Source organism: Microcoleus sp. B13-B6, assembly GCF_036705405.1.
Classification (GTDB): Bacteria; Cyanobacteriota; Cyanobacteriia; order Cyanobacteriales; family Microcoleaceae; genus Microcoleus.
In genome coordinates this window covers 99,060-109,602 of sequence record NZ_JAUBUJ010000015.1, presented here as the reverse complement: position 1 = coordinate 109,602, position 10,543 = coordinate 99,060, and the positions used below count along the sequence as shown (strand labels likewise).

Here is a 10,543-nt window from a genome sequence, read left to right as displayed (position 1 = left end):
GTAGCGTAGTTAATCGATGCAGCCGCCGTGCCACCGGTGCGAGTAACGTTAATCGTAACCGGGCCGCCTTCAGCCACCGTGTAATTTGGTTGGGCGAATTGGAAGATACTTGGAGATGTCGGCGTCGGCGTCGGCGTCGGCGTCGGCGTCGGCGTCGGCGTCACATCAAGGCCTTGATATTGAATACTCCGCACTAGGTAGTCGGAACTATCGCTTTTGGGGGATGTGCCGAGGTAGGCAGCGGTGGGGCTATCGTAGGCTTTGGCGGAGAACCGTAATTCGTCAAAAGCAACGCTAGTGGAATTTGCTTGTATCTGGAATGTGAAATTGCCATCGGTACGATCGCCAATGAAAGTCACTCCATCTGAAGACACAGAGAGAGGTTTTGGAGTGGCAGGAGCGTTGACGCGAGCGATCGTAAAATTGCTTGCCGATACCTCCGCCCCATTATTAAAGAGTTTCAGCAAACCAACTTCATTGCCTTGATCGCCCAGATCTGTTTTGACACCCAATGCACTGAGGCCGATCGTGGCGCTAGTGATGTCTTTGTTATCTGCCCATTTCACCCTCAGCGTCTGAGATTGATTGGTGTTGGGGTCATGGTTGATTTCCGCCCGAATTTTAGTGGGGTCGGTAAACCAACCACTATAAGAGCCTAGGACACCAATACCAGGCTCAGCGCCGTAGCTCAACCCGCTTTTAGGGTTTTCGTTCGTTGCTAACGTGAGGTTGCTGATGGGAATAGGGTTAGTGTAGTTCGTTTCAAAGCCATCAAAAGCTATCCCAGACAGTTGGATGCCTTGATTCTTGGCGGCAGTAGGCCATTGTGTAATTAGGTCAGTGACACTGCTGTAATTAGTGTTTTGACCCAAAGAACCAGTGATTGAAGTAGCCATAGCTTCTCCTTTGATGATGAGTAATTAAGGATTAGAAGTGAGTGAAAACCAGAGGTTGGGCTTTCTTGTAGCGATCGGTCACTGCAAGAAAAATTCCCTCATAGATGCAGGTAAATCAAGTAAAAATGCTTGCCCAATAAGCCTCTGAAGGTATTATTGCCCCCGATTAAATGTTGAGTGTAAATAATTACACCTACTTAGACACATTTACATAGATATGTCTAACTTTCATCCTCAATAAGTTTTATCCGGACAAATTGCGATCTTTTTTTCAGCCCTATAAAAAGCGGGTTTTCCACATCTGTAGAGGAGAGCTTAAATCCCACATTCCGGGCCCCCCAAAAGGCCGCGTTCACTGCTTCAGCGGACAGAAGTGAATCCGCAGAGACAATTATGAGTAAAAATACTTATGATTTTATATCTCTAAGCATCACCCAGTTGGGAATTTCTGAAAATTGGGGTTCGGGCGTAAGTTAAATCTGATTTCAGTGAACTAACCTGACGGTCAACGGATTACCGTTAGACCGCAGGCTTCTTTTTCCTTTTTTTTCTCATGCTTTTTTGAGTGACGGAGTTCCCCCGCCACTTTTGTAACTCAGACCAATCTTTCTAATAAGTTTGGCTGAGTTTTCATCCCGATCCAAAGATTCCCCACATTGGCAGGAATGCCACCGTTCCGATAATTCTTTCGGGACTTTATTGAGGCAATTCCAGCAATGCCCAGATGTGCCCTTTGGGTCAACAAACAAAACGCTTTTACCTAATTTCCAAGCGACATATTTCAGGACGTTGGCGAATTGCCCGTGAGCAGCATCAAGCATGGATTTATTCAAACCGCTTTTAGCTGATTGACCGTTCGGCAAATAAACCAAATTACCATTTTCAATGTCAGTATACGGCTTAGCACGTCTAGTTAGATTTTTGACACTCAAATCCTCAACAACTAAAACATTACATTTACCGAATAGCTCATGTGCCGTTTTGAATTGAAAATCTAGTCGGGATCTAGCTACGAATTGATGGAGTCTGGAAACCTTATCCTTGATAATTTTCCAAGGCTTAGAACCCTTAACTTTTTTAGCTAATTTCACTTGAAGCCTTGCTAGTTTTTCAGCCGACTTCCTCAAAAATCTAGGATTCTCAACTTTTTCACCATTAGAAAGGTAAGCGTAATTAGTAATTCCTAAATCGATACCCAAAGTGTTTTCGACCGTCGGCTGAATTTCTGCAACCGTTACGGGAACCGTCTTATCTTCTAGCGTTAAGGAAATATACCACCCATCCGCTTCTGGGATAACTGTACCCGTCTTGACCTTGAAACCCGTTGGTATTGGACGATGGAACACCATCGGCACTTGACCTATTTTTGCCAGGTCAATACAAATCCTATTTTGCTCGTCCTTAACAATATTTAAATTGTCTAATTGAGGATAAGTAAATGATTTGTAATAGTGAAGCCCCTTAAATCTTGGCTTGCCTCTACGATTGCCATTCTTATCGGGTGTAGTAAAGTTTGAAAAGGAAGTTTCAACTCTGTTGACCACATCTTGCAAAACCTAAGAATCCAACACTTTGTAATCAGGAAACAGTTTTTTTGTGTTTTTCAAGTCAGCAAGTTGAATTGTCTGCCACTGTACATATCCGCCTTCAATGTTTGAGAAAACATCACCTTTTTTAGTCAAAGGATTGCCTGATTCATCCTTTTTCCTGCCATCCCTAGTTTGGACTCTCGTCAAAGGAATATTTCGATAAATCTCCTCAACGGGGACTATCGAAACAATCAAGGGACAAGCGTTTATGGGTGTTCTCGTGGTTTCCCACCACCTGAATCTTTCGCCTAATCGGTAGTTGTACTGCCGCCGACAAAGTTCTAGGTGAGCCACAATCGTTGTTGATTGAGCTTTCGTGGGTTTGAGGCGGTATTTGTAAGTGAGTTGCATTTCTAAACTTCCTGTTTTCGACCTTTGAATAGTATAGTTTATGTACGTCCAAAATGCCACCCCAAAAAATATTATTTCAACACTTGGAAAAAGCATCTAAAATCAAGATGTTCCCGAAGATTGATTCGTGATAGGCGAGCTTAATTGTTGGTTTCCGTTCCTCCACCCAACGCTTCTGGACATCACGCTCGGTAATTTAGTCGGGGTACTTCGCGAGCGCTCAGATTAATCCCCTCTAAATATACCGAGGGACTTCCCGGCTGGGAGTTAAAAATGCGTTAGCGAAGCTGGCCGTAGGCGGCGTTGCTGATTTACGGTATGAAACGCTAAATATGCCCGTCCTAGAAACCACTATCCACAAAGCTTTTGGATTTTAAAGTTATTTTTTTCATACCCTCATTAAGCAACGCCAAGATGTCAAATGGGTTCTATACTACTGCCAGAGTGACAAAACAGGGTTAATCTGACTAAAGCAGGAATTATGCACTTACCCTCCTCTGATTTGTCAGAGGCAACTCTACAATAAACTCACTTCCTTCGCCAACCTGACTGACGCAACGGATCTTGCCACCGTGAGCTTGGACAATTACCTGATAGCACACTGAAAGTCCCAAACCAGTGCCTTTCCCCACAGGTTTAGTAGTAAAAAATGGGTCAAAAATCTTGTCTTGAATTTCCGCAGGAATTCCACTTCCCGTGTCGCGGACAGAGATTGTTACCCAGTCCGGCTCGCTTTGCCAACTGCGGATAGTTAATTCCCCCGGTTTGCTCGTTGACTGCAGCGCATCTAAAGCATTGTCAATCAAATTATAAAATACTTGGTTAATTTGACTGGCATGACATTGGACGGGCGGCAAACGGCCGTATTGCTTGTCTATTTTGATATTGGTTTTTAGCTTATTTTGCAGCATCAAGAAACTGCTTTCTAAACCTTCATTCAAATCTACTGGTTTTAATTCAGCGTGGTCTAAACGAGAAAAATTTCGCAGCGTCATCACGATCGAGCGAATCCTCCCGCTTCCTTCCCGCATAGAATTGAGCAGTTTACCAAAGTCTTCTCGAATGTAATCGAGTTCTAGTTCTTCATTGATTCTGACAATTGCTGCCGCTGCTTCCGGGCAGGCATTTCCTGCCACTTCTAGAGCTTCGTTCAAGGCTTTAAAATATTCTTGAGCGTGAAACAAGTTAGCGTGGATGAAATTGTTGGCGTTGTTAATTTCATGAGCAATTCCCGCTACCATTTGCCCCAAACCTGACATTTTTTCGCTTTGAATCAATTGCTGCTGCGCCGATCGCAATTCTTCTAACGCAGCCTGCAACTGCTGGGTTTGAGCTTGAGATTTTACCGCAGCGTCTTGGACTTGGCTGTAAAGTTCTGCTTGCTGAATGGCGATCGCCATTTGGTTGGCTATTTGGGATAGCAACTCCATTTCTTGCCGCTGCCAATTGCGGGTATCCCCGCACTCGTGAGCAATCAGCAAACCCCACAGCCTACCGGGATATTTAGGATTATAGCTTCCGGCTGTGTCGGAGGTATTTTCTTCAGTTCTGGATGTAACAATCGGCACAATCAGATTAGCTTTTACCTGCAAACTATCTAAGAAATCGACATGACAAGGCTCTAAACCAGCATTAAAAATATCATTAATTGCTTTGACTCGCCCTTGCTGGTAAAGATCGGCGTAATCTCCCCGGAAACACTTATCAGCCCCCATATCTCCTAAAATTGAAGGCCAAGGAACAGTCATGTTTTCAACAACAACTTTTCCTTGCCAGTTGTCTTGAAACTGATAGATAATTACTCGATCGCACTGCAAGAGTTGGCGGACTTCCCTCACCGCTGTTTCCAGGATAGTTCCCAGATCCAGGGTACTGCGAATTTGGTTGCCGATCAGCCGTAGCAGCGATTCTCGTTCGGCTTGGCGCCTGGTTTTACTGTAGAGTTTGGCTTGATTGATCGCGATCGCCAATTGCGATCCTACCCCTTCTAAAAGCTGCCTTTCCCAATCAGTCCATTCCCGTTCGCGATCGCACTGATGCAAACCAATTATGCCATTCACTTCACCTTGATAGCGAGTAGCTACTGCCAGCATTGACTTAATTTCCAAAGCTTCGGCAATTTTTCGGGTTTGTGGATTTAATCCCGGAAAATCGAGAAACTTCGTCACTGCTAAGGACTCTTGCTGAGACACGACGGCTGCCAAATGCGGGTTGTCACTCATCGGTACTTTCATTCCCAGTTGGATTGGATAGTCCCCCGCGTTGTACTCTCCGCGCGTGACTAAAGTTTTTTCTGTATTTGATTCTTTGACTAAAATGCTGACGCGGCTGCACTGTAACGCTTGCCCCAGCAATCTGCAGGCCGATGTCAAAATTTCTTCTATGTCAAGTGTACTGCGAATTTCGTTATTAATTTGGTTCAGCAAGTTTGATAACTGAACTTGCTGCTGCATCTGCACGATTAGGGCTTTTTGTTGGTCTACTTCCGGCAGCGAAAGACTTTCTTCCTGCCTCCAATTTTCAGATTCAGGCAACCGCGAAGTTACTCTCTGCCAGGGGTTTTCGTGTTCTTGTATTTTTAAAGACATATTTACTCAGCCGTTGTACAGTATTTTGATTGAGTCGGGTTTTTTAAACCTGTGCTTACCCCGCCAAAAGCCCCATCGCAGCTACCAGGACTTTGGAATATCTTAAGACATTATAAAGGATGCAGCCTGAGCAAAGCAATTATTTGCTTTACAAATATTTATATTTAGCAAGTATGCCCTCTGCAGCCGACAATACTAATTGGTGCGTGGCATGGAACTTGGTCAGATGTCAAATAGAGTTAACCGCCCGTTAAATCGACTAAAATCAATCTAAAATCTATCTTTAGTTCAATGTTTGCGCCGGCTAGCACAACATGGAAAATTCAATTCCCGACAATTTTCGTTCGCCAGCAAGCAGCGACAACATTACTTCTGGATGGACAGGAAAAGCCCAGATTAAAATAGCTTTGGCGATCGGCAATTCCCGGCTGCACTGGGGATTATTTGTGGGCAAAACCCTGGAGAAAACATGGGATACAGACCATCTCAATGCTGATACTGTTTCCCGGCTCTCGGAGCAGGAAAAAGCAGAATATTTAGTGCAAATAGTAATGAGGTCGATCGAGGAAATATCTGCTCAAAATCTCCTTTGTCTTCCTGCTACTCCCGCATTTTCTAGTCCTCACACACTTTCTTTAGTTCCCCTGCCTCTAGTTTTAGCCTCCGTTGTTCCCCAGCAAACAGCAATTTGGCAGAGTTATCCAGATGTCGGGATTATTACTTTAGACCAGTTACCGATCGGGGGACTCTATCCTACCCTGGGAATTGACAGAGCTTTGGCTGTACTGGGTGCTGGCAACCAATTTGGTTGGCCAGTTTTACTTATAGATACTGGTACAGCTTTAACATTTACTGGCGCTGATGTCAATAGGTATTTAGTTGGGGGCGCAATTTTACCAGGTTTGGGTTTGCAGTTATCATCGTTAGGTAAAAAAACTGCTGCATTACCTTTAATCAGCCTACCACAAAATCTGCCGCACCGCTGGGCGAAAGACACTGCTGGGGCAATTCAAAGCGGAGTTGTGTATGCGGCGGTGGCAGGAGTTAGGGATTTTATTGAAGATTGGCGGTGTTTGTTTCCTGATAGCAAAATTGCACTCACGGGGGGCGATCGCACTATGCTTTTAAAATACCTCACAGCAGCCTTTCCTGATACAGCCTCCGGCTTAATTGACGCACCAGAGGCTATTTTTTGGGGAATTAGCCTGTTAACTGTTGACTGTTGACTCTTGACTGTTGACTGTTGACTGTTGACTGTTGACTGTTACCAATGCCCAATTCCCAATGCCCAATGCCCAATTCCCTGTTTGCCCAATGCCCTGTTTGCCCAATGCCCTGTTTGCCCAATGCCCAATGCCCAATTCACTTTGCAAACTGGCGAATATATTTAGCAACAACATCCGGGACTTCCTGCGGCAAATTGCTTTCCCCCGGACTGACCAATTGCAGTTCGGCATTAGGAGCCAGAGCAGCATAGGATTGACACAAAGACGAAGCTGCGGGAGTATCTTCAGAACCGTGCAACAGCAAAACAGGCGCTTTCAGCAAAGGCAAATTCTCCTCAACTAATTCCGCTGTAATTTCAGCCCGCCGCCGCCCGAACAGCAACTGCACGGCAACTGGGGACTGCATCAACTGCTGTCTGAACTTTAGCAATCCGTCAATCTTGTTTTGGCTACCCAGCAACTTAGCAATTGGATAGATCGATCGTAGCAACCACAAAGCCAGCGGAGGTTGACCGATCAGCCAGCTAGCCGTCTGCCACCGCCCCCGCCGCTTGCCAACCTTGACGCCTTCTGGGGCCAACAACACCAAACCCTGAACTCGATCGGGATATTTGATAGCGTAGCTGGTGGCCACCCAGCCGCCCAGAGAGTGAGCGATTAAATAAACCTGTCGCAACTTCAAAGTATCGAGGTATTGGGCGAGACATTCTACTTCCAAGTCGATCGAATAATGAAGATTCGGGCGTTCCGAGTCGCCAAACCCCAGCAAATCCGGTGCGAAGCAGTGGTAGTAGGGGCTCAAATGTTCGATCGTCCTCAGCCACTGACTGCTGTCGTGCCAAGAACCGTGCAAAAATACTAAATTCGGGCCTTGACCGACTTCGTGCCAAAAGATTTGCCCTACAGAGAGTTTGACCCGAGAATTGCGTAGCGGTGAGTACATCCGGTTAAATATTTAGCAATAAAAAGATGATTAATTTAATGTTCAGAGTTTGTGAATAAAAGTAGGAAAACATTGAAAATTAATTCCACATTTATAACAGACAACTTTTGACGGCGAGGTAATTTCCGACTTTTCTCAAATTTGGATACCCCGCCGATTTACGCCAAAGTTGTCAGGCCTTGAAAATAGTCCTGTAAGTGTTGGTCGTTATCGTGGCTGAGCGCGCCCTCCGGCAGCGATCCGGGCAAAAAAGCCTCAACCTCGCTGACTTCAATGGTATCCTGAACTTGCATCTTTCCCTCTACCTCTGCTGCCACCACGATACAAATCGAGTGCAGGCGAGGGTCTCTATCGGCAGCCGAATAAACACCCACCAAGCGACGGATTTTGACTAAATCGAGTCCTGTTTCCTCCGCTAATTCCCGCCGCACTGTCGTCGGAATATCCTCTCCCCAATCCACCATACCTCCCGGCAGTCCCCAGCGACCGTTGTCGCGGCGGCGAATTAACACAATTCGCCCGTCAGGCAATACGGGAATCACCGCAGCACCAGTGACGGGATGTCGAAAAATCAGTCCCAGCACAGTTTGTACAATTTGCCACAATCGACGCATAAACTCAAAAGCTTGTTTAGGAGAAAGTAAATTAAGACCTCCTAGCTCGCAGCTCCGGAGTCTTAATTTTTAATTTTTCATTCAGGCCAGAGGTCTGGCAAATCTGCTAATATCTCCGCTGCGTGAGATTCTGGTTTGACTTTGCGGTAAACCTTTTCAATCCTACCATCAGGGTCGATCGCGAAGGTCGATCGAGTAATTCCCATAAATTCTTTTCCCATAAACTTTTTGAGTCCGTAACAGCCGTAGGCGGTAGCAACTTCGGCGTTTAAGTCGCACAGCAACGGAAAAGGCAGTTGATATTTAGCTGCAAACTTGGCGTGGGCCCCTGCCCCGTCTGTACTGACGCCGAGGACTGCTATATTGCGCGACTCGTAGTCTAAGTAAATATCGCGAAAGCCGCAAGCTTCTTTAGTACAGCCAGGGGTATTGTCCCTAGGGTAAAAGTAAAGTACAACTCGTCGCCCTCGAAAATCTGCAAGGCTGACGAAATTGCCTTGCGCGTCGGGCAGGCTGAAGAGAGGAGCTATGTCACCGGGATAAATAGTCATCAAAAAAAATGGGCGGAGCGAAGCGGAGGGTTCAAACCCCGTCCTTTTAGGAAGGCTTTACCTGAATTTTTGTTAAGATATACCATTTCACACAAGACGTGCTAGTATGTGAAACAGCGTACTTAAGGTCAGCATGACACTAAAAGCCTTCAGCTATCGATTCTACCCAACGCCGGAACAAGAAAGTTTGTTGCGACGTACTTTGGGTTGTGTTCGTTTGGTCTACAACCGTGCTTTAGCCACAAGAACGGAAGCTTTGTACGCACAACAGAAACGGGTAGGCTATGCTGAGACTTCTTCAATGTTAACCGAATGGAAGAAAACCGAAGAACTAGATTTTCTGAACAAAGTTAGCTGTGTGCCATTACAGCAATGCTTGAGACATTTACAAACGGCTTATACCAACTTTTTTGATGGGCGGGCAAAATATCCTAACTTCAAAAAGAAACGCAATGGTGGTAGTGCAGAATTTACCAAGTCAGCATTCAAGTTCAAAGATGGACAAGTCTACCTAGCAAAAAGCACAGAAGCGTTACCAATTCGCTGGAGCCGGACACTACCTGATGGTTGCCGACCATCAACAATTACAGTAAAGCTTGCACCATCAGGTAGGTGGTCAGTTTCTCTGCTGGTAGAGGTTGAAATTGAAGCATTACCCAGAACAGATAATCAAGTCGGTATCGACCTGGGAGTTACAAGCTTGCTCACTTTGAGCAACGGCGAAAAGATTGCCAATCCCAAAGGATTCAAGGCAAAGTATCGCAAACTCTTAAGAGCGCAGAAAGCTTTAAGTCGCAAGCAAAAAGGGTCAAACAACCGTCACAAAGCACGGCTTAAAGTAGCGAAAGTGCATCAAGAAATCACTGATGCAAGGAAAGATAATCTTCATAAGCTAACAACACGGTTGGTGCGTGAAAACCAAACCATCGCCGTAGAAAACTTAGCTGTGAAGAATATGGTAAAAAATCCCAAACTGGCCCTTGCAATAAGTGATGCAAGTTGGGCGGAATTAGTCAGACAACTTGATTACAAGTGCGATTGGTACGGTCGCACTTTAATTAAGATTGACCGATGGTTTCCGAGTTCAAAACGGTGTGGCAATTGCGGACATATCGTTGACAAGATGCCGTTGAATATCCGGGAATGGGATTGTCCTAATTGCGGGACGCGCCATGACCGAGATATTAATGCGGCAAAAAATATTTTGGCGGCAGGGCTTGCCGTGTCAGTCTGTGGAGCGACTGTAAGACCCCAACAGAGTAAATCTGTTAAGGCTGGTGCGAAACCCCGTAAGGGACAGAAGCAGAAACCTGAATCGTGAGGTTGAGGAATCCCCGTGCGTTTACGCCTGGGTGGATGTCAATTGTCGTATTTTGTCAAGAGTTTATAGAAATCTTCTGCAAGATTGACTACATTGCGTCCCATCGCACCCAGATTCCCAGCGACTTGAATCCCGGTGCTCTTTTTTCTGGGTCTTGTACCGGGTGTGCTATGATCGTCATCGGTCTAAAATTGAGTATAACTAGCCAACGTAATAACTTAACTGGATTAGTTGAGTGCGTAGTCACACCTAACGGTGTTGCGGTTTAGCTAGGCAGACAGGAATCCCCACACTATACCGATCGAAGGTTAGTGTGGGATAAAAGGCGCGTGAGACTCCTGATTCCACCCCTCCACAATCTCATAAGCATAGCTGTGAGCCGTGGACGGGTGGACAACGAGACGAACCAATTCCTTTTGATAATATCAGTGGGGCTGGACGTGTTCCTCACTTTAAAACGCCGT

Annotated in this window: 8 protein-coding genes and 1 pseudogene; 2 read left to right on the top strand and 7 right to left on the bottom strand. The window is 45.7% G+C overall.

What is annotated here, in order from left to right:
- The 4 genes and pseudogenes from QUB35_RS09430 to QUB35_RS09415 all read right to left on the bottom strand — a co-directional run.
- A pseudogene (locus QUB35_RS09430) lies at window positions 1-896 on the bottom strand (hypothetical protein); the annotation flags it as partial.
- Between the two features lie 551 nt (window positions 897-1,447).
- Complete coding sequence (locus QUB35_RS09425) at window positions 1,448-2,440, bottom strand: transposase (RefSeq protein ID WP_333141479.1); 993 nt, start codon at window positions 2,438-2,440, stop codon at window positions 1,448-1,450.
- 12 nt (window positions 2,441-2,452) lie between these two features.
- Window positions 2,453-2,836, bottom strand: coding sequence for a helix-turn-helix domain-containing protein (locus QUB35_RS09420; RefSeq protein ID WP_333141477.1), 384 nt, complete (start codon window positions 2,834-2,836; stop codon window positions 2,453-2,455).
- Between the two features lie 479 nt (window positions 2,837-3,315).
- Window positions 3,316-5,424, bottom strand: coding sequence for a GAF domain-containing protein (locus QUB35_RS09415; protein ID WP_333141475.1), 2,109 nt, complete (start codon window positions 5,422-5,424; stop codon window positions 3,316-3,318).
- A gap of 314 nt (window positions 5,425-5,738) precedes the next feature.
- On the opposite strand from QUB35_RS09415, the gene QUB35_RS09410 reads away from it, so the two are divergent.
- A complete protein-coding gene (locus QUB35_RS09410) occupies window positions 5,739-6,650 on the top strand; it encodes a pantothenate kinase (RefSeq protein WP_333141473.1) in 912 nt (303 codons plus the stop codon).
- A gap of 136 nt (window positions 6,651-6,786) precedes the next feature.
- On the opposite strand, the gene QUB35_RS09405 is transcribed toward QUB35_RS09410, so the two are convergent.
- The 3 genes from QUB35_RS09405 to bcp all read right to left on the bottom strand — a co-directional run bounded on the left by QUB35_RS09405 (window position 6,787) and on the right by bcp (window position 8,758).
- On the bottom strand, window positions 6,787-7,593 hold the full coding sequence (locus QUB35_RS09405) for an alpha/beta hydrolase (RefSeq protein WP_333141471.1): 807 nt from the start codon (window positions 7,591-7,593) through the stop codon (window positions 6,787-6,789).
- A gap of 158 nt (window positions 7,594-7,751) precedes the next feature.
- Window positions 7,752-8,207, bottom strand: a complete 456-nt coding sequence (locus QUB35_RS09400) for an NUDIX hydrolase (protein ID WP_333141469.1) — start codon at window positions 8,205-8,207, stop codon at window positions 7,752-7,754.
- Window positions 8,208-8,284: 77 nt separating this feature from the next.
- The gene (gene bcp / locus QUB35_RS09395; RefSeq protein ID WP_333141467.1) at window positions 8,285-8,758 is read right to left on the bottom strand and encodes a thioredoxin-dependent thiol peroxidase; all 474 of its coding nucleotides are present in this window, start codon (window positions 8,756-8,758) and stop codon (window positions 8,285-8,287) included.
- Window positions 8,759-8,891: 133 nt separating this feature from the next.
- On the opposite strand from bcp, the gene QUB35_RS09390 reads away from it, so the two are divergent.
- A complete protein-coding gene (locus tag QUB35_RS09390; protein WP_333141465.1) occupies window positions 8,892-10,079 on the top strand; it encodes an RNA-guided endonuclease TnpB family protein in 1,188 nt (395 codons plus the stop codon).
- The last annotated feature ends 464 nt before the right edge of the window (window positions 10,080-10,543 follow it).

What these genes read in the sequence shown, in the direction of transcription:
- QUB35_RS09405 (WP_333141471.1), bottom strand. Translation starts at nt 7,593, where the DNA reads ATGTACTCACCGCTACGCAATTCTCGGGTCAAACTCTCTGTAGGGCAA.
- QUB35_RS09410 (WP_333141473.1), top strand. Translation starts at nt 5,739, where the DNA reads ATGGAAAATTCAATTCCCGACAATTTTCGTTCGCCAGCAAGCAGCGAC.
- QUB35_RS09400 (WP_333141469.1), bottom strand. Translation starts at nt 8,207, where the DNA reads ATGCGTCGATTGTGGCAAATTGTACAAACTGTGCTGGGACTGATTTTT.
- QUB35_RS09420 (WP_333141477.1), bottom strand. Translation starts at nt 2,836, where the DNA reads ATGCAACTCACTTACAAATACCGCCTCAAACCCACGAAAGCTCAATCA.
- bcp (WP_333141467.1), bottom strand. Translation starts at nt 8,758, where the DNA reads ATGACTATTTATCCCGGTGACATAGCTCCTCTCTTCAGCCTGCCCGAC.
- QUB35_RS09390 (WP_333141465.1), top strand. Translation starts at nt 8,892, where the DNA reads ATGACACTAAAAGCCTTCAGCTATCGATTCTACCCAACGCCGGAACAA.
- QUB35_RS09415 (WP_333141475.1), bottom strand. Translation starts at nt 5,424, where the DNA reads ATGTCTTTAAAAATACAAGAACACGAAAACCCCTGGCAGAGAGTAACT.